The following is a 23,132-nucleotide window of genomic DNA, read 5'->3' as shown; positions in this document are numbered from 1 at the left end:
GTCAGCCCCGCCCGAGGAACCTGGCGAGCATCGCTTTCACGCGCCCCGGCGCACGGCGAAGCGCCGCTGCGTGGAGCAGGTCCATGCGCCGCGCCTGAAAGCCGACCCAGCCCAGCATCGCCGCATCGAAACACATCGCGGCCAGCGCCGCGCCTTCTGCGCCCATGCGGCGGGACAGGACGAAAGCCATGACCACCGACAGCGCGGCCAGCCCTGCAAAGACGTAGCTGAACCGCTCATGCTCGTTCACCGCCATCATCAGGTTGCTGATCGGCACCCATAGCCCGTTCAGGACCATTGCAGTCGTCAGCATAGCGACCAGGAGGTAACCCGGCGCGATCTCTCCGCCGGTCCATAGCGCGACTAGCCACGGTCCCGCCGCGAACAGCACGCTCGCCGCGGGGATCAGTACAACCAGACCGGTCATGATCGAAAGCGCTACCAGTTCCTCGCGCTTGGCAAGGTCACCCCGCGCATGGGCGACAGTGAATTCGGGCATGGAGGCGACGTTGATCACGCCCGTCACCTGGACTGCAGCGCGGGTCAGCGTCCGGACGCTGGTAAAATAGGGCACCGCCGCTGCCCCCGCAGCCGCGCCGATGGCAAGGATCATGCCCTGCATCGAGAGCGCATAGCACAGCGGGATAAGCATCATGGCGAGCGCTGGACGGAACAGGCGGCGAAGCTCCGACGCCTCGACCCGCCAGCGCCACTGCGCCAGCCACGGCACCTTGCGCGCAATCGCCATCCGCATCGCCGCCAGCACGATCGCGTGGCCGACCAGATAGCACAATGCCGCACCCAACAGGCCACCGCCGGTCAGCACCCAGGCCCAGAGAGCCAGCGTCTCGATCGCGGTCGCCGCGGTAATCAGGTAGATCGCCGCCGGATAATGCCCGCCTGCACGCAGCCCGGCGCGCGCAATGGCGAACTGCTGTCCCAGAACGCCCCAGGCCACGATGACGAGCAACGTCGCGATGGCATCGCCCCCTGCCGCGTCCTGCGCGAAGGCGAGAAGGTCGCTGCCCGGCCAGAGCAGGACAATCGCGCAGATCGCGACGACCGCGATGCCGATCAGGGTCACGCCCGACTGCACCGCCTGCATCGTGCGCAGCGCATCGTCGCGCCGGTCCTGCGCGGCGGCAGCGGCGATGTCGTTCGCCGCCGCACCGATCAGTCCGAGATCGCTCATCGCGAGGTAATAGGGGATCGAGAAAAGGATCAGCCAGACGCCGTAAGTCTCGAGCCCCCAGTTGGTTGCGAGAATCGGGACCGACAGCAGTTGCACGGCCATGTTGACGGCCTGGCTGATGCCCTGCGCCCCGACATTGCCGACAAGGCCCGGCCCGCTCATGCGCGACACGATGCGGCGGATCATGCAGCGCCTCTCGCAGGCCGGCGGGCGATCAGCTCGGCCTCGGTCGCATCGAGTATCCCGTCCAGTGCCCAACGCTCCCGCGCTCGCAGCCGCGCCCTGGCGCCCAAACGGTCGGCAAGGGCGCCGTCATCGGCAAGCCGCTCGATCGCATCGGCAAGCGCGCGTGCATCTTCGGGCGCGGTCACGAAACCGCAGCCTTCGCACTCCTCGGCAAGGCCTGTTCCAGCCTCTGCCGTTGCGATCACCGGACGGCCCGAGGCGAGAATATTCGTCAGCTTCGAGGGCAGGACAAGATCGGCAGCGCCCGCCTTTTGCGGAAGCAGGTGCGCATGGGCGAGCGCGAGCAGGTCGCCCACTTTCGCACTCGGCTGGAGATCGTGGAACTGAATATTGCCGAGCCCCGCGGCCTGTGCCTCCAGCTTTTGACGGTTCGGCCCCTCACCGCAAATCACGAAGGCAAGATCGTCGCGGCCTGACAGAAGCCGCGCTGCATCGATCACGACGTCGAGCCCCTGCTTGTTCGCGATATTGCCCGAATAGAGCAGGACCTTGCGCCCTTCGAGCCCCCACGCTCGGGCGTAGGACGACGATCCGCTTGCCTTTCCGCCCGCTGCCCCGATCGTGTCCGCGTGATTGGCCCAGTTGCGCATCTCGAATGTGTCGCCTGGGGCAAAGCGCTTCGCCACCAGCCGCGTGCGCATGGCCGGGCTGATCGTCGAGGCAAAGTCCGCAAGACCGAAGAGAAAGCGTTCCACCGCGCGGCCCAGCCGGGCAACCGCTCCCCCGCCCGACAGAAGACCGGTCGCCTGCGCGGCTTCGAGTTCGAAATCCTGGACGTGGACCCACAGCCTCGCGCCCGAAATGCGCGCGGCAAGCGCCCCGACCGGCATCGCCAGCAGCGACGGCGCAACGACGAGGACATGGTCGGGCTTCATCCGACGCGCCTGCTTCATCGCCGGATAGAGCGCGGCAAGCGTGAAGCTCGCAAGGTGGATCAGCCGCTTCAGCCCGCCCGGATTGCGCGGAATGTAGTGCGGTACGCGGGTGATGCCGACACCGCTCTCGACACGGCGGCTCCAGCGCGCGGGGTATCCCGGCAGCGGCGACCATTGCGGATAGTAAGGGCGCCCGGCGACGGCCTCGACGCGGTGGCCGCGCGCCACCAGACCCTCGGCAAGCCCCGTTGTATAGGGGCCGATACCGACCGGTTCCGGCGCGTAGTTCAGCCCCACCACAAGGATCCGCAAGGGACCCGCGGGATTGTCAGCCGCCAAGACGCACCTGCCGCGCTTCGCCCGAACGGAACTCGCGATAGACCTGCTCGATCCCCTCACGAAGCCCGATGCTGGCCTCCCAGCCCAGGTTCGAGAGCTTGGAGACGTCGAGTCGTTTGCGCATCGTGCCGTCGGGGCGTGAGGTATCGAATTCCAGCCTGCCTTCGAAGCCGACGACATCGGCGATCAGGCGTGCCAGCTCGCCCACTTCGAGATCGACGCCGCAACCGATATTGACCTGCCCGGCGGCCGAGAAATGCTCCATCAGGAAAACGCAGGCATCGGCAAGGTCGTCGACGTGCAGGAATTCGCGGCGCGGCTTACCCGAACCCCAGACGACGATGGCATCGTCGCCCGCAACTTTCGCCTCGTGCGTCTTGCGCAGCAGGGCGGGCAGGACGTGGCTGGTCTCGAGGTCGAAGTTGTCGCCCGGACCATAGAGGTTGGTCGGCATGGCCGAGATGAAGTCGCAGCCATATTCGGCGCGATAGGCATCGCACAGCATGACGCCCGCGATCTTGGCGATCGCGTACCACTTGTTCGTGGCCTCCAGCGGGCCGGTCAGCAGCGCGTCCTCTGCAATCGGCTGGGCTGCATCGCGCGGGTAGATGCAGGACGAGCCGAGCATGAGCAACTTGCCCACGCCGGACCGGCGCGACGCTTCCACGACATTCGCCTCGATCATCAGGTTGTCGTAGAGGAACTGCGCGGGATAGCTGTCGTTAGCGAGTATGCCGCCGACACGCGCCGCGGCCATGAAAACGGCGTCAGGACGATTGGCTTCGAACCATGCGTCGACCGCCGCCTGATCGCGCAAGTCCGTTGTCCGCTCGCTCGTCAGCACTTCGCAACCTGCGGTCGCCAAGCGGCGCACGATGGCCGAACCCACCATGCCGCGGTGGCCCGCGACATAGACGCGCTTGCCGCGAAGCTCATAGATCGCGCTCATGCCGCGATCCTCAGCCGCTCGCGGTCGATCCAGTCGAGCAGCCCCGCATCGCGCGACGCGATCTTCCGGGCGAAGAACCGGTCGGTCGACGCGATGGCCTTCCGCGTTTCGGCATCGTCGCGCATCCAGCGGGCATTGCCCTTGCGTACGAGCACGAGCGGCGCATCGTAGATATTGTCGCCACCCTTGTCCTCGTCCGGCCCGTGCTGATGTCCGGCGCGCGGGCCTGCGGCGATCATGGTCTGGAAAAACAGTTCATCGGGCGCGAACCCGGTCCGCAGCGCCTGGCCAAGCTGCGGATCGGCGGCATGGGCGTCAAGCACGGTGGCGACCGTTTCCGCGCTCAAAGCCCACCACGATGCGCCGTGGTACAGGTCAAACGCCACTTCGTCCTCGAACCGCCGCCCGATGCTCCGCGCAATCCGGTTGCGGATGCGCCGCGCAAGGTCGTCAGCTCTCGCTGCGAAGCGGTGCCGCGCGCGGGTGCGATGGGACAGGAACGGCCGCTGCCGCCAGTGGCGACCGACCAGTCCGCGAAGGACCGAATCCGGCCCGACGCGGACCATCTGGATCACGTCCTCGCCCTGCATCCCCGCCAACATCCCGGCCAGATCGGCCACGGGGCGGATCGGATAGCAGTGGCCCGAAATCAGCAGCGTGTGACGGGCCAAACCGTCCTTGCGGGCCAGTTCGAGCAGGTCCAGCGTCGCCTCGACCATGGCATATCCCGCCCAGTCTATCGCGTGGCGATGGCTGGCCACCGTCACGTGCGGCATGTCAGCCAGAATGTCCGCGCCCATGTCTTGCGCCTTGGCATCGATGTGCACGTAAGTCGGGTGCGGCGAGAGCCTTTCGCACAAGCGGCGCAGCATCGCGGGATCGTCATGCGCGAGGACAAGAAAGGCGAGAGGCCCGCTCATCCCGCGCTACCCATCCGGCGGCGCAGCGCCTGCCATGCCGGGCGCAGCATCACCGGGCTGGCGATGCTCTTGCCCGCAGCGGCGCGCACCGCTTCCATTTCGCGCGAAATCGCCTCTCGCACCGCGCTCCTGTCGCCAAAGCCCGGCAATTCGTCGGGTGCACGGCGCTTCAGGACGATACCCTGTACGAAAAGCTCGGCAGCGATGGCATGGCGGTCTGCCGCGCCGAAATCGAGGTCCGCCTCGCAAAAGGCGATACAGCGCGCCAGCCAGTAACCCATCGTCAGGAACCACGGTGAGGACGATATAGTGATCGAGCCTTCATGCGCAGAGAACTGCGCGACTTCGGCCTGGGTGCGGAAGACCGTGTCTTTCACGCCGCCCAGCGCGATGAAGAACAGCAGGAGATCAGGCCCGATGGCCCGTCGCCACAGGAAATATTCGCGTAGACCGTTTGCGCGCGACATCCCCTCGACACGGCCCAGCCATGACGAGACCGCCGCGTGCGGAAACAGCGCGCAGGCCGGACTGACCTGGAGCGGATCGCCGTCGGGCGTGCCCTTCAGGAAATAGGCCGAAGCGACCGTGTCTGCAGGAAGCGCGCCGCGCCGCCCTTCCTGCGACAGCGGCTCCTCGCACTCCGCCGGACGGATCTTTCCGTGCCCGATCGCAACCGCCGCGCCTTCGCGCAAGGGCGGCAGGAGTTCGGTGAGGAATTCACGCGCGACATAATCGTCGGACCACAGGAACGTCGCATAGGCTGCCTCGAACCCTGCCACGTTGTCGCACCAGCTTTTCGTGGGGCCAAGGCCGCGTTCGTTCTGCCGCAGTTCGACGCGCAGGTCGTCTCCGAACACCGCGTTCAGCGCTTCCCACGATCCGTCGTCGCTCTTGGAATCGAGCACGATGACACGTCCCGTGACGCCCGCGTGTTCGATCGCGGCAATGCACGAGTGGACCGCCCGCAGGACCATCGGGTTGCGGTTGAGCGTGGGGACGAAGAAAGCAACGTCGATCATGCCCCTGCCTTTTCCCGCGCTTCGACGAAGGCGGCAAGCGCTTCGTCCAGATCGAACGGCGGAAGTTCGGGCAACAGGCTGCACATCTTCCCGTTCGCGCCGACCAGCGCATTGCGGCCCGTTCCGGCCGGCACGAAGCTGACATCGCTGCGCCCCATCGCGGCAGCGAGCCGTGCGGCAAGGTCGCGAATGGCAAAGCCGCGCCCGGTGCACACGTTGACCGCCCCCGTCGCCGATCCTAGCGCGAGATCTACAAGACGCCCTGCCAGCCAGGCCGCATCGGCCATGTCGCGGGTGCTGTCTGCTCCGAACAGGTCGAGCGACTCGCCCTGCGCAGCCCGCTCGATCCGGAAGGCCAGCGCAGGCACCACGAACAACGGGTCCTGCCGCGCATCGAAATAGCTGAACAGACGAAGTACCAGCGCATCGGGGAGCATGCGCCGCGCCCAGTTTTCTGCATCCAGCTTGGTCATGCCATAGGCGGTCGCAGGGCCAAGCGCGCCATCCTCGGCGATCGGATCGTCGGAGGGTTCATAAACATGGCTGGTGGAAACGAGCGCGAGCCGCCCGCCCGTTCGTGCCAGGCCCGTCGCGATATTGATCGTCCCGCCTGCATTGACGGCAAGCGCGCGTGCCGGATCGGCCTCGACCTCGCGCACCGGCACCATCGCGGCGCAGTGGATCACGAGACCACACGCTTGCGCCCAGCTGGCAGTAACAGGTGCATCGGTGACATCGCCGGTGAACACATCGGGTTCGATACCCCTGCCGCGAAGCGCGGCCAGCACGTGCCTGCCGAGAGTGCCCGTCGCTCCGGTCAGGCCCACCCGCATCGTCAGCCCCTCGCCGCGCGCTGCAGCGCCTCGCAGACGAAAGCCTCGTCCTCGTCCGTGGCGTTGGGGTTGAGGCCCAGCATCAGCCCGCGATCGAACGTCGCATCGCAATGCGGCAGGTCCGATTGGTGATCGGAAAGTTCGAACATGCGCGAGACGGGATGCCGCAGCAGGTTCCCGACGATGATCGGGCGGGTTTCGACACCCGTTTCCTCAAGCGACTGCTGCGCCGCGATTCGGTGTTCGCGGCTGGGGAAGATCACCGGCGTCGTCATCCAGCTGTGCCGGTCGGCGATCTCGGCCCCCGGCACGCACGCGTCGGTGCCCGCCAGCGCCGCAATGCGCCCTTGCGCAATACGGCGGCGCGCGACGACAAGGTCAGCCAGCCGCGCCAGCTGCACCTGCCCGATGGCCGCATTCAGTTCGGTCGAGCGCACGTTGTAGCCCGGCAGCACGAAGCAGAAGCGCGGGTCGATCGCATCGCTGTCGAAGTCGAGAAACCCGTCGAGCTTCAGATTGCGCGACCAGCCATGCGCGCGCAGCGCATAGGCCATGTCGGCCAGCTCGTCGCTGTCGGTCAGGATCGCCCCGCCCTCGATCGTGGTGATGTGGTGCGAGAAATAGAAGCTGAAGGCGCTGGCCGAACCAATCGTGCCGATCCTGCGCCCTGCCTCGGTCACCGCGCCCATCGTTTCGCAGGCATCTTCGAAGAACAGGATCTCGCGCTCGGCGCAGAACGCGGCCAGGTCCTCGACATGGCTGGGATTGCCAAGCACAGGCACCGCGATGACGAGCCGGGTGCGATCCGAACAGGCGGCCTTTACCGTCTCGACACTGGCGTTGAGGCTTTCGGGATCGATGTCGCAGAAGACGGGCTTCAAGCCCATATTGAGCAGGGGCTTGATCGTGGAGGGCCAGTTCAGCCCCTGGATCACGACTTCGTCGCCCGGCATTGCCGCGCGGCCCGACGCCACGAGATCGGGCCGCAGCCGCGACAGCATGACCAGTGCCTCGATCCCGACAAGATTGGCCGACGACCCCGAATTTACGAAGATCGCATGGCGAACCCCGTGCCAGCTTGCCAGCTGTTCCTCGAATTCGGCAACGCGGCGGCCCTGCGTCAGGAATCCCGACGCAAGCGTTTCCTGCGCGGCCTCGATTTCTGCCGACCCGATCGAATTGCAGGCCAGCGGTATGCGATAATTCATCAGGCGTCCTTGGCGATGGGCGCGTCGCGCATCAGGTCCAGATCGGCGAGCGTCATCTCGCGCGCGAGTTCGCGCACGCTGGTTTCATGACGCCAGCCCAGCTTTTCGTGCGCCTTGCGCGGATCGCCCAGCAGCAGGTCCACTTCGGTCGGTCGGAAATAGCGTGGGTCCACTTCAACAAGGCAGCGCCCGGTTTCGAGACAATAGCCCTTCTCGTCCGCACCTTCGCCGCGGAACTCGATCGGGATGCCGGCATCCTCGAACGACCAGCGCACGAATTCGCGCACTTCGGTCGTCTCTCCGGTGGCCAGCACGTAATCGTTAGGCTCGATGCCGTGAACTTCGTAGCCCTTTTCCAGCAGCAGTTCGGCAAGGTAGGCGCCGTCCTGTCCGGTTACGCCCGTGATCAGTGCGACCTTCCGGTCCGAGCCCATTTTGCGTTTCCCAAGTTCGTGGAAGTGATTAGGTAGCCGCACTTAGCGACACATGCCGCGCCCATGCAACCGAGAGAGCCCGTTGCATGCGTCAAATTCCGGTAAATACACTGTTTTTGCGGGAGAGAGCCCCTGAACCGAACTGTCGATATCGCCGGACTGCGGATCGGGCTGCTGACGGCCCGCGCCTCGCGGCTGGGCGGCGGAGTGTTCGAGGCGGTCGTCCACCACGCCGCGCTGCTGCGAGAGGCGGGCGCGAAAGTGTGCGTTTTCGCCCTGGCCGATGAATTCGCGGACAAGGACCGCGACCGGCTGGGCGGATGCGAATTCGTGACGGCGCCGGTGCTTGGCCCCGGGCAGGTCGGCTATGCGCCGAAGCTGGTCGATGCGCTGCTTGAGGCAGACCTCGACCTGCTGCACCTGCATGGCATCTGGATGTATCCTTCCGCGGCTGGCGCAACATGGGCGCGGCGGACGGGGCGGCCTTACATCATTTCTGCGCACGGGATGCTCGACCCGTGGATCACGTCGCGGGGGCGCTGGAAGAAGGCACTGGCGCGGGCCGGCTACGAAAGGCGCAGCTGGCGCGCGGCGAGCGCATTTCATGCCCTGACCGGACGCGAGGCGAAAGACATCGCGGCAGAGGCGGGAGCCGTGACAAGCGTCGTCATTCCCAATCCCGGCCCGCAAGTGACGGATACTCCGGCGCAGGACCGGGCACCCTGCTTCGGTTATATCGGGCGCATCCATCCCAAGAAGAACCTCATGGCCCTGATCGATGCGTGGCAGATGCTGGGCGATGCACGGCGCCTGCCGGATGGCGCAATGCTGACACTGGCCGGATGGGGCGAGGATGGCGACGTCGAGGCGCTGAACCTACGGCTCGAGACCGCTCCTGACAGTATCCGTTTTGTCGGGCCGGTCTTCGGCGGCGAGAAAGACGCGCTGCTCTCGACCTCGCGATTCATGGTGCTGCCTTCGCTGAGCGAGGGGCTGCCCGTCGCCGCGCTGGAGGCATGGGCTGCGGGTACGCCGATGCTGATGAGCGAGGAGTGCAACCTTCCCGAAGGGTTCGAGGCCGGAGCCGCGATCGACTGCGGCATGACCGCCGCAACGATTGCCGATGCGATCGTCAAGGCGCTCGACATGACGGGCGCGCAATGGAATGAGATGTCCCGCGCCGCAACCGCGCTGGCATCGGGGCCGTTCGGCGCGCCGGCCGTGTCGCGCAGGTGGTGCGGCCTGATCGGCACGCTGGTTGCGCAAGGAGGCGGAAAGGCATGAAAGTTCTCGACGCCAGCGAGACCCGGCCGCTCGAAGGCGGGGCGAGCTTCCCGCTGTCGAACCGCCTGTTTCGCGTAGTGTGGATGGCGGCATGGCTGGTCCTGTGCCGCTTCACCCCGCCCCCGATGCACGGCTGGCGGAGACTGGTCCTGCGCCTGTTCGGAGCGCGGGTTGCGAGCGGCGCGCGGGTCCATGCCAGCGTGCGGATCTGGCACCCCGCCAACCTCGAACTCGGCGCCAACGCGCTGATCGGACCGGGTGCCATCCTCTATAACCAGGGACGCATCACGATCGGGGCGAAGTCGGTCGTCTCGCAGCGCGCACACGTCTGCGCCAGCAGCCACGACATTCGCGGCGAGGATTTCCAGCTTGTCCTGAAGCCCGTTGTGATCGGCAACAATTGCTGGGTCGCGGCCGAGGCTTTCGTCGGGCCCGGAGTGACGATGGCCGACCGGTCGGTGCTTTCCGCGCGCGGTGTTCTGTTCGGCGATGCGGACGAAGGCGGAATCTATCGCGGCAACCCTGCCGAGAAGGTCCGTTCAAGAGCCGGTTGAGACCGCCTTCACGCTCTTCACCGTGAACTGCGTTCCCGGCCTTGCCCAAAGCGAGAGCGTCTGAACCGCGCAGTCGGGCACCGGGATCGCGTCCTGCCGCCCGAACGATGGTCGTGCCGGAGCGCCGCAATCGAGCGAGGCGGCGAGCGTGCCGCCTGCCCCGTCGCTGGTGATCTCGACAGATGCCTTGCCCGCCGCGAAACGGACGAGACGCGTGGCGAAGACCCGGGCGATCCGTCCGCGATTGGCGACGCGCAGCACATCGCCATCTTCGCTTACCGAAACGTCACCGCTGGGCACCAATTGCCAAGCGAAAGGCGATTTTGCCCTGCCCGCAAAGCCGCCATCGATCTTGCGCGCAAGGTGGGCGCCATCGGGGCAGTGCGCCAGCCAGACCGCCTCTGCCTCATCCCAGAGCGAGCGCTTCACCAGGGCCGTCGCCGTCATGTCGATCTTCTCGCAGCCGAGCGGACCCGACCGGTTTGCAAGACGCTCAAGAACGTCGGTACGCGCCGCCGCAGTCGCGTCCGGCGTTTCCGCGCCCAGCGTCAGGTATGGCAGGAGCCAGACCGGCTGCTCGGCAAGGCGGGCGGCAAGTGCCTCGCGCCCTTCGGGACTGGCTTCGAGTTCGGCGCGCAGTTCGTCGGCTTGCGGCAGGATCGGGTGCGCTCTCAGGATCGCGTCGATGCGCGCGGCGGCCAGATCGTATTCGCCCAGATCGATGGTCTGCTGCGCCCAGTAAAGCTGCGTCGCCGGTTCGCGCCAGCCGCCTGCCGCGGACACTCGGAAGGCGGCATCGGCCCTCGCCGTATCGCCCGACAGCAGGTATCCGCTGGCCAACATGCCCGCGCCAACGCCATAGAACGGCTGCTTGCGAACCGCATCCTGTCCGGCATCCACAGCCGCCTCGCCATCCTGACGGGATACCGCCAGCCTTGCGCGGGCCACATCGGCCTCGCTGCGGAATATGGCCGGAACCGCGCTCTCGGCCATGATCTCGCGCCCCGCGATCCGGTCCAGGCCGCTGCCGAGCGCAGCGACCGCATAGACCAGCGCGCCAGCCGCGACGATCCAGCGCAAGGTCCCTCGCGCCGGTGACGCGGACCTGTCAGGCCGTGCCATCGCTCGAGCTTTGGTAGCGATAGTATTCGTAGCCGTAATATTCGGAATAGAGGTTCGCCCCCTTGCGGGAATCGAACTTGGTCAGCACCGCGCCCAGGATCACCGGGTCCATCGCGCGCAGGCGCTGCAGCGCGGTGCGCAGCTGTCCGGCGCGACCGCGATCGGATTCGATCACGAACAGCACGCCGTCGGCAAGGCCGCTGATGACCGGCGCGTCGGCAAGGCCGAGGATCGGCGGGCTGTCGAGGATGATGCATTCGAAGCTTGCCGAAAGCTCTTCCAGCAGGCCTGCAAGACGTGGCCCTGCCAACAGCTCGGTCGGGCTCGGCGGGATCGGCCCCGAGGTTATGACCGACAGGTTCTCGGCCACTTCGTGCACCGTTTCCGCGCCGATCGTGTCGACGCCGGTCAGCAGGCCCGAAAGACCGTGTTTGTTGGGTAGCGAATGGCGCTTGTGCTCCGACGGGCGGCGAAGGTCGGCATCGATCAGCACCACGCGCTTGCCCATGCGGGCGAGCGAATAGGCGATCGCGTTACTCGTCGTGGACTTACCCTCGGACGGCTGCGAACTGGTGACGAGCAGCACCTTGGGCAGACCATCGGCCGTCGAATAGAGCAGCTGGCCACGCAGCGAGTTGTAGGCTTCCGACATTGGCGACTTGGGATCGAGCATATCCTCTTCGGGCGTATGCTCGTCGGAGACCGGAATGACCCCCAGCAGCGGCAGCTTGACCTTGCCCTGTACGTCTTCGGGAATGCGGATCAGATCGTCCAGCTGATCGCGCAGGAACACGTACGCAGCCGAGAGCATCGCGCCCAGCAGAAGAGCGATCAGCAGGTTCTTGAACAGGTTCGGCGACGACTGGCCCGTCGGGATTTGCGCTGTGTCGACGATCGACAGGTTGCTGTTCGCAATGCCAGCCGAAGCGTTCAGTTCACGGAAGCGCTGCAGCAGCCCTTCATAGATGGAGCGCGCCGTATCCGCCTCGCGCGCCAGCGTATTGTAGCGCACCGAACGGTCCTGTTCTGCCAGCGTGTCGCCCTGAAGTGCGCCGACCTGGTTGCGGAGCTGGCGCTCGGCCTCGCTCGCGGCGAGGTATTCTCCGCGCACGCCATCGCGCACCGATTGGGCGACGCTGCGGATCTGGTTGGTCAGTTCCTCGCGCTGGGTCTGAAGCTCGACGATCTCGGGATAGTCGTCGAGATAACGGGCGCGCAGCGTCTTGACCTGGGAATCGATGCGCGCACGCTCGGTCATGAGGCTCTGCACGGTGGGATTGGCCAGAACGGTCGTCGACGACAGCAGCGGCTGGGCCGCCTCGGCGCGCCAGCGGGCTTCGAGTTCGATACGTTCGGCCCGCGCGCGGTTTGCCGCCTCGTTCAGCTGGACGAGACTGCTCGCAGTCACGCTGTTCGACGTCGTGTCGCCGTCGCTCATCGAACCGCGCCCGCGGATCAGGCCGGCCTGGCGGGCATAGGCGTTCAGCTCGCGCTCCGAAGTTTCGAGCTGGGCACGCGCTTCGCCGAGCTGTTCGGAAATGAATTCGCGCGCATAGGACGAACTGTCGTAGCGACGCTGCAGGCTCGACTGGATGAACTGGGTCGCGAACTCGTTGGCGATCCTGGCCGAAAGGTCGGGGTTCGCACTGGTGAAGCTGATGCGCGCGATACGGCTTTCGCGCGGCAGGTCGCTCGACATATTGCCGCGCAGAAGGCCCACGGTCAGGTCCTCGCGTATGGCGCGGGTCATGCCTTCTGCGGGCAATTCGACTTCCATCGCGGCGTAAAACGCCTCGTCCTCGTAGAGGTCGAGCGCGTTGGCCACGCGCAGTGCGACATCGCGGCTCTTCAAAATCTCGAGCTGGGTGTTGAGAAAACGGTCGACGTCCCAGCCGCTGTTGACGTTGCTTTCGCTGTCCAGTTCCTCGCCCAGCACGTTCTCGCTCTGGTCGTTGATCTGGATCGTCGCCGTCGCGGTATAGCGCGGCGTGTCGAGCATCGTGGTGACGACCGCGATGGCCACCATCGCCGCCATGATCAGCGCGATCGGGATGATGTTCCTGCGGACCAGCGCCAGGCCATAGCGCACCAGTTCGCCGATCGTGCCGCCCTTCCCTGCTTCATAGGGATCGATCGGCCCGTGGATCGGGTTCATGGGGACCGGGGCGTTCGACGTGCTAGCCAATTTCGTGTCCAGTTTCGGTCGTTCGGATCGCGTTAGTAGCGATAGAAGATGTTGAGCAGCGGCGCAGTCTTCAGGAAATCCTGGAAGACGCCGCGAACCTGCGAGTAGCCGACGACGACGACATCGCCGGGCAGGATGACGGGATCGGGCGCGCGTCCGGCGCGGATCATGGCCAGGTCGAACCGCGCGCCCAGCCGTTCGCCGTTCACGGTGCGGAACACCAGGACCTGGTCGACCTTCGCGCGGTCCGTTGTCGAACGGGCCATGGCGATCGCACTCAAGAGCGTGTAGCCGGGCTGCATCTCGTACACGCCGGGCTGCTCGACCTCGCCCTCGACCGAGACGGTGAGCAGGGCGGGCGTTTCAACCGAGACAGTAACGCGCGGATCGCGCAGGAACGAGGCGGCAAGCCGGTCGCGGATGTTCGCGGCCAGTTCGTCCTGCGTCATTCCGGCGGCAGGAATCGTGCCCAGCATGGGAAGCGCAATGTTGCCCGATACGTCGACCAGCACCTTCTGCGCGCTGAAATCCTTTTCGCGGAACACGCTGACGTCGATGCGGTCACCCGCACGCAGACTGTAGACCGCAGGGTTTGCCACTTCGGGCGCGACAGCGATGGCGTCATAGGCCGCGCTGCCTTGCGGCAAGTGGGTCGTCACCGTCTTCTGACATGCACCAAGTATGAGGGGGGCGGCCACAGCGGCCAGCAACGCAACCCTTGAATTCACGAATTTGTGTCCTTCTCAGGCGCCCGCTGTCCCGGCCGGGCCATCATCGCGACGGCCAGCGCCAGCAGACAGGCAAGCGACATGGAGCGCAGGGGGTAGTCCACGAGCGAGTGCAGGGCAACAACCGCGACCGTTCCAAATGCGAAAATCCGGTGTTCGCGGGGGATTGCGCCAGATCGGAACGAGCGCCAGGCCAGAACCGCGATCAGTGCCGCGCAAGCGATCAGGGCAACCACGCCGAGCGCACCGCTTTCCACCATGAGTTCGAGATAATCATTATGCGCGCGGTTGGGCCGGGTCCGGTCGACGACTTCCAGCCGCTCGAACGGCAGGAGCAATCTGGCAAAGCCCCCCACACCGCCGCCAACAGGCCAGAACGCCTGCGCCGCAGTCCAGCCGTCGCGCCAGAGTTCGAAGCGGAAGTCGCCCGACACGTCAAAGCGGCTGGCCACGCGTGCGAGGGGGCCGGCGGTCATCGCGGCAAGTAGCCCGGCGATGGCAATGCCGGTCGCGCCCAATGCGACAGCGATTCGGCGGCGGGAAGCGAAGATCGCCGCGCCCGACGCGATGACGGCAAAGAAAAGCGCGGGGAACAGCAGCCCGATGCCCGCGCGCGATCCGGTAAGGATCAGCGTCAGCGAGAGCACGGCAAGACCGCCGGCAAGCCACCATGCGGTGTGCCGCCTGCGCGCGTAAGAACCGGCAAGCGCTCCGAATGCCATCATCGCGATCAGGACGACATCGGCGGTCGCATTGCGATTGGCCTGAAAGCCGACGATCCAGTCACGATGCGTCTCGCCATAGAAGCGCAGTGCATTGCCGCCCGCGACAAGCTGCATCGCGCCCAATAGCGCAGTTGCGAACCCGCCTGCGACCACGACGAAAAGCAAGGACGTGCGCCGTTCGGGGCGGAGCGAAGAGACGACGATCATCAGGGCCAGCGGCGGCCCGAGCGAAAGCAGACTTGCCAGCGTCTGCGCAGGATCGAGCGAAATGGGCCTCCACTCGGCCGCCGCGCCGACAAGGTCGAGCGCAACAACGGCATTTTCGCGTCCCGGCAAAGCCTGCCAGACAGACGGGGGCATGGGAACCAGCTGGATCAGCGGGACAGCAACGACAATGCCCGCGAGCGCGATCATCAGCGGGTCGACCGGCTGCCGGTCTTTCGCGAAGAATATCCAGCTACACAAAGCTAGCGCCGCGCCGAATTCGACCAGCAGCTCTGCACGCGGGGCCGGAGAACCGCCGCCGCCGAACACGATTGCGGTGGCCAGCAGGGCACAGGCAATCGCCGCGGCGATCTCCGGCCTCAGATAAGCCTTTGCTGTCAGCATCTGACCCGCCAGACCCTCAAAAAGAAAACCCCGCCGTTACGGGCGGGGTTCTTCTAAACCTTGAAGAGATCGCGGTTCAACCGGGCGTATCGCTTCCCGAATCGCCGATCATGGCCACGCCGCCGATCAGGACGGCAAGACCGGCAATACCGAGCAGATAGCCAGCGCCGCGCTTCTTTTTCTTCTTTTCGGCAGGTGCGACCGTGCCGTCAGCCGAAGTGGCCTGCGGAAGCATATTAACCGAAGTCGTTTCCTGCGCATTTGCAACACCGCCAAGCACGAGGCCGGCAGCGGCAAGGGCGAAAGTAGCGGATTTCACGACGCGCATTCATCTACTCCGGAAAATGTGCAGACGCAGCATTATCTGCATTTCAATGGCTTCTAAAACAGAAAAGTTCCTTAATTGCAAACACAAAGCGAGCAAATTGCACACTTGTTCCCGTGGGCGTTGCCATGGGCGGTCCGGCCGGTGCTTACCCGGTCAGAAAGCCCGGTCGTGCACGATGACGCGAATGGTCGCAAAAATGATGCCCATGTCACGCCAGATGGACCAGCCGTCGAGATACTGCAGGTCGGCCTGCAACCGGTCCAGCAGGTCGACCTCGCTCTCTGTCGCGCCGCGCAATCCGCGTATCTGCGCAAGTCCGGTAAGCCCGGGCTTCAGCATGTGGCGCTGCCAGTAACGCTCGTCGATTTCCCAGAACAGCTTGTCGCCCGCCTGCGATCCGGGAGCATGGGGGCGCGGCCCGACAAGGCTCATCTCGCCCGACAGGACATTGAACAGCTGTGGCAGTTCGTCGATCGACGTGCGGCGGATGAAGTGCCCGATACGCGTCACGCGATCGTCCTCGCGGCTGGCGGAGCGGGTTCCGTGATCGTCCTGCCGCTCGATCCGCATCGACCGGAACTTGTACATGCGGAAGAACCGGCTCGACCGCCCGGTCCGCTTCTGCACGAAAAGCGAGGGGCCTTTGTCCTCGGCCCAGATCAACACGGCGACTGCCAGCATCAGCGGCGAGAGAACGATGAGAGCCGGGATCGTCAGCGCAAGGTCCAGCAACCGCTTTATCGCCCGCGCACGCAGGCCCAGCGGCTTGTGCGAGACGAGCAGAAAACCCTGCCCGCCCAAGTGACTCGCCCCCAGCGCGCCCAACTTCTCCACCCGCTCGTCGACGACCTCGCCTTCGACCGAAAGGCCTTTCAGAGCCATCGCCCACGCCAGCTTGCGGTCCTCGGCACAAGTGATCAGCACGCGATCCATCGGGCCGAACCACTGGCCCAACCGGTCCAGCGCGACCGGGTCGGCAAGGTCGGGGCGCAGCACCTCTGCCCTTGCGTCGACAACGTAAGCCCCTTCGAACGCCACGTCCGGCCCACCATCTTCGACGACAAGGACGTTCTCGACCCGCACGCCGCAGCGCCAGCGCACGAAGCGGCGCATGGCAACGCGTATGGCGGGAAGCACGACGAGGCATGCGGAAATGCCGAGAAGGAAGACGAGGCGCGAATAGATCGAGGCAGTCTTGCTGAGATAGGTCAGCAGGATCATCGCCAGCGCCGCCAACACGACCGCGCGCAGCACCGCCCCCATCGTGCGCCACGACATCCGCAAGGCGCCGAGATTATAGGCTCCGTTGTAGAGCGCGACGGTGAGGTAGAGCGGCAGCATCAACTGCGCCTGCAGCAGGGCATGGCTCTGCGGGCCGGGCCCGTAATAAAGCGTCGCGCTTCCTGCAAAAGCGATGAGAATCCCGACAATATCGGCGATGACGAGCGCGAGATAGCATTGCAGCCGCCGCTTCTCGAGCGGCTCCACCGTGGGCGCAGTCAGGCGCGTGCGACCGAGCGCGTCGATCGCCTGGGTCGGCGCCTTGCCCGACAGCCTTGGATAAGCGTTTTGCGCCTGAGGGCGGTTCATGATCTCGCTCTGCGCCTATACGCGCTAATACGTAGCAGCGCGGCGATACTGCACAGGTGCCGGCTTGCCAATGGGCTGAGCCGCACACACTTGATTTGTCACATTTATCTGCGGCCGCGTGCCGCCTGTGCGATCTGCGTGCAACCCGCCGCGAACAGAAGCGGCGCGGCCTGGCTGTCGGCAAGCAGCGAGCGGTGCAGTTCGATCAGCCTTTCGCCGAGCCGGGCCAGACGGGCGCCGCGCCACTGTTGCAGCTGACGCGCGATCGCGTCCTTGTCGCGGAAAAACAGGCGGCGGGCATCGACCTCGCCCTTCACGAACCCTGCGACGTCGGGCCGGTCGCCCAGACGGGCAGCCAGTTGCGCCAGTTGCGCCACGCGCCGCTCCATCGCGAGAACGGTGCCGACAGGGTTGAGGCCCAGTTGCTTGAACCGGGCCAGTTCGTGCGGCACCGCTGCCGCATCGCCCGACAGCACCGCGTCGACCAGCGGCATCATGCCATCGTCCTCGGTCTCTGCCGCGATGGCATCGAGGTCTTCCGCGTTCACGCTGCGCGGGGCCTGCGCATCGGCATCGAGATAGAGCGCGAGCTTCTGGACTTCGGAAGCTGCCATGCGAATGTCGAGCCCAACCGATGCGGCGATCCGCTGCGCCAGTTCGGACCCCATGCGCAGGCCCGCTGCATCGGCCAGCCGCCTTACTTCCGCCGTGACCGAGGCAAGGTCGGGCGGGTAGAACATGACGACGAGCGCATCGTCGCGCTTTTCCAGCAGCTTTGCCGTGCGGGACTTGTCGGTCGCACCGTTCGCGACGATCAGCACCGGCCAGCCCTCGGCAATGTCGGCAGCGTCGCTGTCGGTCAGGATTTTCACCGCGTCGTGCGCTTCATCGCCATTGGCGCGCACGACGATATGGCGGCGGTCGCCGAACAGCGAGGTGGAGCGGGTCTCATCGGCAAGCCGGACCGGGTCCTTCTTGAGGTCCGACCCCTCCATCTCGACTTTCTCGCCCGGCGCGTCGAGCATCGCGGCGATGCGCGTCGCCGCGGCGTGGGCCCCGGCTTCGTCCGGGCCGCAAAAGAAGAATATCCGCGCCTTGCGCGCCGCACCGGCGGCGACAGACGCGAAGTTGCGCTGTGTCGCCTTCACCCTGCCGAGCGCAGCTTCAATGCCACGCTGGTCACGATGCGGTCCGCGACTTCGAGAGTCAGGTTTTCGAGCGCGGTCTGTTCGGCCGCTATCGTCGCATATTCGCTGGAGACGACGTCGATACCCGCATCGGCACCGGCGGTCGCGTCTAGCACGGTATTGCCCGTCGACAGGTCGACCAGCCGGTAACGTGCCCGCAATGTGCGGCGTTCGCGCCCAATGGTATCGTCCGACAGCAGACCGAGCCCGTCGAGCTGATCGTCCAGCCGCACGTCCAGCCGGTAACGCGGCGAGGCGCTGCCCGAACCGAGCCGTTCGGTAAGGGCATCGCGCATGAGCCAGCCCTGCTGGCCGGGAATGGCGCTGACCGAAACGGAGGACAGCCCCGTCGCAACCTGCCCGTCACCGCCGCCCGCATACATCGGCGAAAGCCCGCAGGCGGACAGCATCAGGGCGAGAGGAAGAACGAGAAAGCGCATCAGACGACGATGTTCACCAGCCTGTCGGGCACCACGATCACCTTGCGGACCGGCGCCCCGTCGATGTTACGCTGGACTTTCTCGCTGGCGAGCGCAAGCGCCTCCAGCTCGTCCTTGCCGGTTCCCTTGGCGACCGTCAGCGTATCGCGAAGCTTGCCCTTCACCTGCACGGCGATGGTCACTTCGTCCTCGACCAGCATGGCCTCTTCGAATTCGGGCCAGGCGGCCTCGGCGATGAGGCCTTCCATTCCGGCGCGCGACCAAGCCTCTTCCGACAAGTGCGGCATCATCGGCGCGACGAGCAGCATCAGCGCGCGGATCGCCTCGCTGCGGCTGGCCGAGGGCGCGGCCTTTTCGGCGGCATTGGTCAGTTCGTAGATGCGGGCGACGGCCTTGTTGAAGCTCAAGGCCTCGATATCGTCGGCAACCGCGGCGATGGTCTGGTGCATCTTGCGCGCCAGCGGCTTGTCGTCGCCTTGCGCATTCGCGTCGTACTGGCCGAACAGGCGCCACAGGCGCTGCACGAAACGGCCGCAGCCTTCGATGCCCGCCTCGCTCCATGGCAAGTCGCGTTCGGGCGGGCTGTCGGAGAGCATGAACCAGCGCACCGCGTCTGCGCCGTAGCGGGCCACGATCTCATCCGGGTCGACGACGTTCTTCTTCGACTTCGACATCTTGATGACCCGGCCGATTTCCACCGGCTGGCCATCGTCCTTCAAAGTCGCGCCATTGCCGTCGCGCACGACTTCGCCGGGGCTGAAGTAGACGGGGCGTCCGTCGGCCTCGCGGCTATAAGTCTCGTGCGTGACCATGCCTTGCGTGAACAACTGGGCAAAGGGCTCCTTCACCTCGATCATGCCGCAATGGGCCAGCGCGCGTGTCCAGAAACGGGCGTAGAGCAAGTGCAGGATCGCATGCTCGATCCCGCCGATATACTGGTTGACCGGCAACCACTTGGCGACTTCTGCCGGGTCGAACGGCTTGTCGCCGGGCTGGCTGGCAAAGCGCAGGAAGTACCAGCTGGAATCGGCGAAGGTATCGAGCGTATCGGTCTCGCGCTGCGCCTTTGCGCCGCACTTCGGGCAATCGACATGCTTCCACGTGGGATGACGGTCGAGCGGGTTGCCCGGTGTCTTGAAGTCCACGTCATCGGGCAGCGTCACCGGAAGCTGGTCCGCCGGCACCGGCACGACGCCGCAGGCATCGCAGTGGATCATCGGGATCGGCGTGCCCCAGTAACGCTGGCGCGAAACGCCCCAGTCGCGCAGGCGATACTGCGTCTTGGGAACGCCCCAGCCGTCTTCGGCGGCGCGGGTGATGATCGCGGTCTTCGCATCCTCAACCGAAAGGCCGGTGAGGAAGTCGGAGTTCACGACGATACCCTCGCCCGCCTCGGCCTCGCCCTCGAAAGGCTTGTCCGCATCGGCCTGGCTGGCCGCGACGACGCGCAGGATCGGCAATCCGTACTTGGTGGCGAATTCGAAGTCGCGCTGGTCATGCCCCGGCACGGCCATGATCGCGCCGGTGCCGTATTCCATCAGCACGAAGTTCGCGATCCAGACGGGCAGGTCCTCACCCGTGAACGGGTGCGCGACTTTCAGGCCGGTATCGAAGCCCAGCTTCTCCGCCGTTTCCAGCTCGGCCGCGGTCGTGCCACCGGCCTTGCAAAGCTTGATGAAATCCGCCGCTTCGTGGTTCGTGTCGGCAACGGCCTGCGCAATCGGGTGATCGGCGGCAACCGCGACGAAACTGGCGCCGAAGATCGTGTCGGGACGCGTGGTGTAAACCTCGATCGTCTCGTCGAAATTCACGCCCTTGAAGTGCGCCTGCAGTCCGGTCGACTTGCCAATCCAGTTTTCCTGCATCAGGCGGACCTTTTCGGGCCACTTGTCGAGGCCGTCCAGCCCTTCGAGCAAGTCGTCGGCAAACTGCGTGATCTTCAAGAACCACTGCGACAGCTTGCGCTTCTCGACCAGTGCGCCCGAACGCCAGCCGCGTCCGTCGATCACCTGTTCGTTGGCCAGCACGGTCATGTCGACCGGGTCCCAGTTCACCGCCGATTCGCGGCGATAGACAAGGCCATGCTTGTAGAATTCAAGGAACAGCGCCTGTTCGTGGCCATAGTATTCGGCATCGCAGGTCGCGAACTCGCGGCTCCAGTCAAGCGCGAAGCCGAGGCGCTGGAGCTGCGCCTTCATGTTGGCGATGTTCTCGCGCGTCCAGCCGCCGGGGTGCACGCCCTTTTCCATCGCGGCGTTTTCCGCCGGCATGCCAAACGCGTCCCACCCCATCGGGTGCAGCACTTCATGGCCCGTCATCGCCTTGAAGCGGGCCAGCACGTCGCCCATGGTGTAGTTGCGCACGTGGCCGATGTGAATGCGCCCCGAAGGATAGGGGAACATCTCCAGCACGTAGCTCTTCGGCTTCTCGCTGCTGGAATCCGCGCGGAAGACCTCTGCCTCGTCCCACGCGCGCTGCCAGCGTCCGTCGGCGACCGACGGATCGAAACGCTCTTCAGTCATCTTCGATGCCCCTGGCGTTGGATCAGCCGGTCAGCGCGTCACGGCGCAGTTCGCGCGCCCGCGTGAGGATTATGTCTTCCAGTTTCTGGATCGTCGCGGCCTGAACCGGTGCAGCAACCCACGTTCCGCCCTGCGAAAGTTCGCGGCTGGCGGCAACGCGCAGCGCGTCGGCGCGCAGGTCCTGGTCGAGGATTGTGACCGTGACCTTCATCCGTTCGCCAGGGTTGGCGGGGTTGGTGTACCAGTCGGTCACGATGACGCCGCCGTTCGAATCGGTCTGGACCAGCGGCGCGAAGCTCAGCGTGTCGAGGCTGGCGCGCCAGAGGTAGGCGTTGACGCCGATCGTGGTGACCTGGCTTGCCGCGAGGTCGGCCTTAACCGCGTCCTTGCTGCCGCCACAGGCGGAAAGCGCGGCCAGCGCGCCGGTCACCAGAAGCGTCTTGGCAAAGGTGGCGGGAGTGGTCTTGCCGATCATCGAATCTCAGTATCCTTGGGCAGAATGAATGTCTTGCGAAGCGGCTGCTTCGCCCGGCTCGGGCCTGCTCTATCCCGCGCGAAGGCAGGCGGCAAGCGTAGAGGCGGGACAACCGTCGTTGCTTAATGGGACTAAGGCCAGGAACGCCCTTCGTCACGCTCTCATAAGGCGGTATGGTGATTAACCGAAGCTGGCCAGCGGCAGAGTCTGCGGATTCCTTGCAACATGTTGCGCAGAATCGCTTTTTCACGACACGAGAAAGCTTGGCATAGGTACGAAATGCATAGTAGATTGGCTCTTGCGACTTAAATCTTGTCGCGCATGGGAACCGGTTCATCGCAACAGCGTAGGGTCGGTTGAGAGACGGAGATAGCGGAAGCCATCATGGCGACGGGGAATGCATCCATGTTCAGGCGCGTAGCGCGTGCAGGCACCGGCCTGCTCGCTGGTGCTGCCTGCGTGGTCGGCCTTTCGTCCGCCGTGGCCGCCGTTTCCGGCAGCTCGATTCACGATCTCAGCATCGCGGCCGCCGATGGACTCGGTGCTTTCACGCCCTCGTCGGTCGATCCCAAGCTGGTCGATACCCTGCGCCGCGCCCGCGATGCCGGCGGCGATGCGGGTTCGCTGTTCCGCTTCACGCCCGCCGGCGCGAAGACGGGTCCGCGCTCGATCACCGTCGCGGTCCGCGTCGATTCCGAAACCGCGCAGGCGATCTCTGTCCGCAAGGCCGCCGACAAGGCTGGCCGCGGCGTCACCGGCGTTGCGCCGGTCGCCTTCAACCTGGGTGTCGCGCGCGGTTACCAAAGTTTCGTGCAGTCCGACGACGTACTGCAGACCGGCAAGCGTAGCCTGACGGTGGGAAGCCCCATCGGCGAAATCAGCGCGCCGGACCTTCGTACTTTCACGCCCGCCAAGGCGCCCAGCGACAAGAGCCGCTTCAGCACCGTGGTCGAGCTTGACGAAAAGCAGAACCTGCCCGGCGCATCGCCGCGCACGTTCTCCGGCTCGAACGACATGTCGGTCGACGTCGGCGGCGCCTATCGCGTCGCGGGCAACCTCAAGGTCACTGCCGGCATCCGGTATGAAAGCGACCGCGACCGCGTGACGCCGCTGACCGACGGACAGCAGGACAGCCAGTCGGTCTACGTCGGAACGCGTTTCCGCTTCTGATCGGGTTGCCGCACCTGTCGCGGCACTTTCATAATATTCGTCGATGCCCCGGCTGGCATTCGCCTGATCGGGGGTGCAGTTTATCCATTTGCCTATGCTGCAAATGCGAAAAACTGTTGATTTATGCTGCAATGCAGCATAGCTGTCCGGGCAAGAGTGCGACGAAAGTCCGCTTGTGGAGAACGGGACCGGCTCATA

21 protein-coding genes are annotated in these 23,132 nt (G+C 65.6%); 3 read left to right on the top strand and 18 right to left on the bottom strand.

Annotation, left to right across the window (positions count from 1 at the left end; all coding sequences use genetic code 11):
• Window position 1: 1 nt before the first annotated feature.
• The 8 genes from FAX90_RS09970 to FAX90_RS09935 are packed head-to-tail and all read right to left on the bottom strand — an operon-like array spanning window position 2 to window position 8,015.
• Window positions 2-1,378 (bottom strand): MATE family efflux transporter, encoded by a 1,377-nt coding sequence (locus FAX90_RS09970; RefSeq protein ID WP_144097231.1) that lies wholly within the window; start codon window positions 1,376-1,378, stop codon window positions 2-4.
• The gene (locus FAX90_RS09965; protein ID WP_240704833.1) at window positions 1,375-2,610 is read right to left on the bottom strand and encodes a WcaI family glycosyltransferase; all 1,236 of its coding nucleotides are present in this window, start codon (window positions 2,608-2,610) and stop codon (window positions 1,375-1,377) included. Before FAX90_RS09965 ends, FAX90_RS09970 begins: the two co-directional genes overlap by 4 nt.
• 31 nt (window positions 2,611-2,641) lie before the next feature.
• Complete coding sequence (locus FAX90_RS09960; RefSeq protein WP_144097229.1) at window positions 2,642-3,601, bottom strand: GDP-L-fucose synthase family protein; 960 nt, start codon at window positions 3,599-3,601, stop codon at window positions 2,642-2,644.
• A complete protein-coding gene (locus FAX90_RS09955) occupies window positions 3,598-4,521 on the bottom strand; it encodes a beta-1,6-N-acetylglucosaminyltransferase (RefSeq protein WP_144097228.1) in 924 nt (307 codons plus the stop codon). The genes FAX90_RS09960 and FAX90_RS09955 overlap by 4 nt, the downstream gene beginning before the upstream one ends.
• A complete protein-coding gene (locus FAX90_RS09950; RefSeq protein ID WP_144097227.1) occupies window positions 4,518-5,540 on the bottom strand; it encodes a glycosyltransferase in 1,023 nt (340 codons plus the stop codon). Before FAX90_RS09950 ends, FAX90_RS09955 begins: the two co-directional genes overlap by 4 nt.
• Entirely contained in the window at window positions 5,537-6,373 is an 837-nt protein-coding gene (locus tag FAX90_RS09945; RefSeq protein WP_144097226.1) for an NAD-dependent epimerase/dehydratase family protein, read from the bottom strand. The genes FAX90_RS09950 and FAX90_RS09945 overlap by 4 nt, the downstream gene beginning before the upstream one ends.
• A 2-nt stretch (window positions 6,374-6,375) precedes the next feature.
• Window positions 6,376-7,581, bottom strand: a complete 1,206-nt coding sequence (locus tag FAX90_RS09940; RefSeq protein ID WP_144097225.1) for a DegT/DnrJ/EryC1/StrS family aminotransferase — start codon at window positions 7,579-7,581, stop codon at window positions 6,376-6,378.
• On the bottom strand, window positions 7,581-8,015 hold the full coding sequence (locus FAX90_RS09935) for a GDP-mannose 4,6-dehydratase (protein ID WP_144097224.1): 435 nt from the start codon (window positions 8,013-8,015) through the stop codon (window positions 7,581-7,583). Before FAX90_RS09935 ends, FAX90_RS09940 begins: the two co-directional genes overlap by 1 nt.
• A gap of 207 nt (window positions 8,016-8,222) precedes the next feature.
• Between FAX90_RS09935 and FAX90_RS09930 the strand changes: the two genes are divergently transcribed.
• Window positions 8,223-9,299, top strand: a complete 1,077-nt coding sequence (locus FAX90_RS09930; protein ID WP_144097223.1) for a glycosyltransferase — start codon at window positions 8,223-8,225, stop codon at window positions 9,297-9,299.
• Entirely contained in the window at window positions 9,296-9,853 is a 558-nt protein-coding gene (locus FAX90_RS09925) for an LbetaH domain-containing protein (RefSeq protein ID WP_144097222.1), read from the top strand. The genes FAX90_RS09930 and FAX90_RS09925 overlap by 4 nt, the downstream gene beginning before the upstream one ends.
• Here the strand turns inward: FAX90_RS09925 and FAX90_RS09920 are convergent.
• The 10 genes from FAX90_RS09920 to FAX90_RS09875 form a co-directional block, all read right to left on the bottom strand.
• Entirely contained in the window at window positions 9,839-10,975 is a 1,137-nt protein-coding gene (locus FAX90_RS09920; protein ID WP_144097221.1) for a tetratricopeptide repeat protein, read from the bottom strand. The genes FAX90_RS09925 and FAX90_RS09920 overlap by 15 nt on opposite strands.
• The gene (locus FAX90_RS09915) at window positions 10,962-13,130 is read right to left on the bottom strand and encodes a GumC family protein (protein ID WP_144097220.1); all 2,169 of its coding nucleotides are present in this window, start codon (window positions 13,128-13,130) and stop codon (window positions 10,962-10,964) included. Before FAX90_RS09915 ends, FAX90_RS09920 begins: the two co-directional genes overlap by 14 nt.
• A gap of 62 nt (window positions 13,131-13,192) precedes the next feature.
• A complete protein-coding gene (locus tag FAX90_RS09910; RefSeq protein WP_144097219.1) occupies window positions 13,193-13,888 on the bottom strand; it encodes a polysaccharide biosynthesis/export family protein in 696 nt (231 codons plus the stop codon).
• Window positions 13,885-15,222 (bottom strand): O-antigen ligase family protein, encoded by a 1,338-nt coding sequence (locus FAX90_RS09905; RefSeq protein ID WP_144097218.1) that lies wholly within the window; start codon window positions 15,220-15,222, stop codon window positions 13,885-13,887. Before FAX90_RS09905 ends, FAX90_RS09910 begins: the two co-directional genes overlap by 4 nt.
• Window positions 15,223-15,298: 76 nt before the next feature.
• Complete coding sequence (locus FAX90_RS09900; protein ID WP_144097217.1) at window positions 15,299-15,550, bottom strand: hypothetical protein; 252 nt, start codon at window positions 15,548-15,550, stop codon at window positions 15,299-15,301.
• A gap of 153 nt (window positions 15,551-15,703) precedes the next feature.
• Window positions 15,704-17,140, bottom strand: coding sequence for a sugar transferase (locus FAX90_RS09895; protein WP_144097216.1), 1,437 nt, complete (start codon window positions 17,138-17,140; stop codon window positions 15,704-15,706).
• Window positions 17,141-17,244: 104 nt separating this feature from the next.
• Window positions 17,245-18,288 carry a DNA polymerase III subunit delta gene (holA, locus tag FAX90_RS09890; protein WP_144097215.1) on the bottom strand — a complete coding sequence of 348 codons (1,044 nt, stop codon included), beginning with the start codon at window positions 18,286-18,288 and terminating at the stop codon, window positions 17,245-17,247.
• Entirely contained in the window at window positions 18,285-18,767 is a 483-nt protein-coding gene (lptE, locus tag FAX90_RS09885) for an LPS assembly lipoprotein LptE (RefSeq protein WP_144097214.1), read from the bottom strand. Before lptE ends, holA begins: the two co-directional genes overlap by 4 nt.
• Window positions 18,767-21,289: a leucine--tRNA ligase gene (gene leuS, locus FAX90_RS09880; RefSeq protein WP_144097213.1), complete on the bottom strand. Its 2,523-nt coding sequence runs from the start codon at window positions 21,287-21,289 to the stop codon at window positions 18,767-18,769. Before leuS ends, lptE begins: the two co-directional genes overlap by 1 nt.
• Window positions 21,290-21,311: 22 nt before the next feature.
• A complete protein-coding gene (locus FAX90_RS09875; protein ID WP_144097212.1) occupies window positions 21,312-21,764 on the bottom strand; it encodes a DUF3576 domain-containing protein in 453 nt (150 codons plus the stop codon).
• Between the two features lie 405 nt (window positions 21,765-22,169).
• Between FAX90_RS09875 and FAX90_RS09870 the strand changes: the two genes are divergently transcribed.
• Window positions 22,170-22,934, top strand: coding sequence for a Rho GTPase-activating protein (locus FAX90_RS09870; RefSeq protein WP_240704832.1), 765 nt, complete (start codon window positions 22,170-22,172; stop codon window positions 22,932-22,934).
• Window positions 22,935-23,132 lie beyond the last annotated feature (198 nt).

Source organism: Croceicoccus sediminis (genome assembly GCF_007570835.1).
GTDB classification, from domain to species: domain Bacteria; phylum Pseudomonadota; class Alphaproteobacteria; order Sphingomonadales; family Sphingomonadaceae; genus Croceicoccus; species Croceicoccus sediminis.
This window is presented reverse-complemented; position numbering and strand designations above follow the sequence as displayed.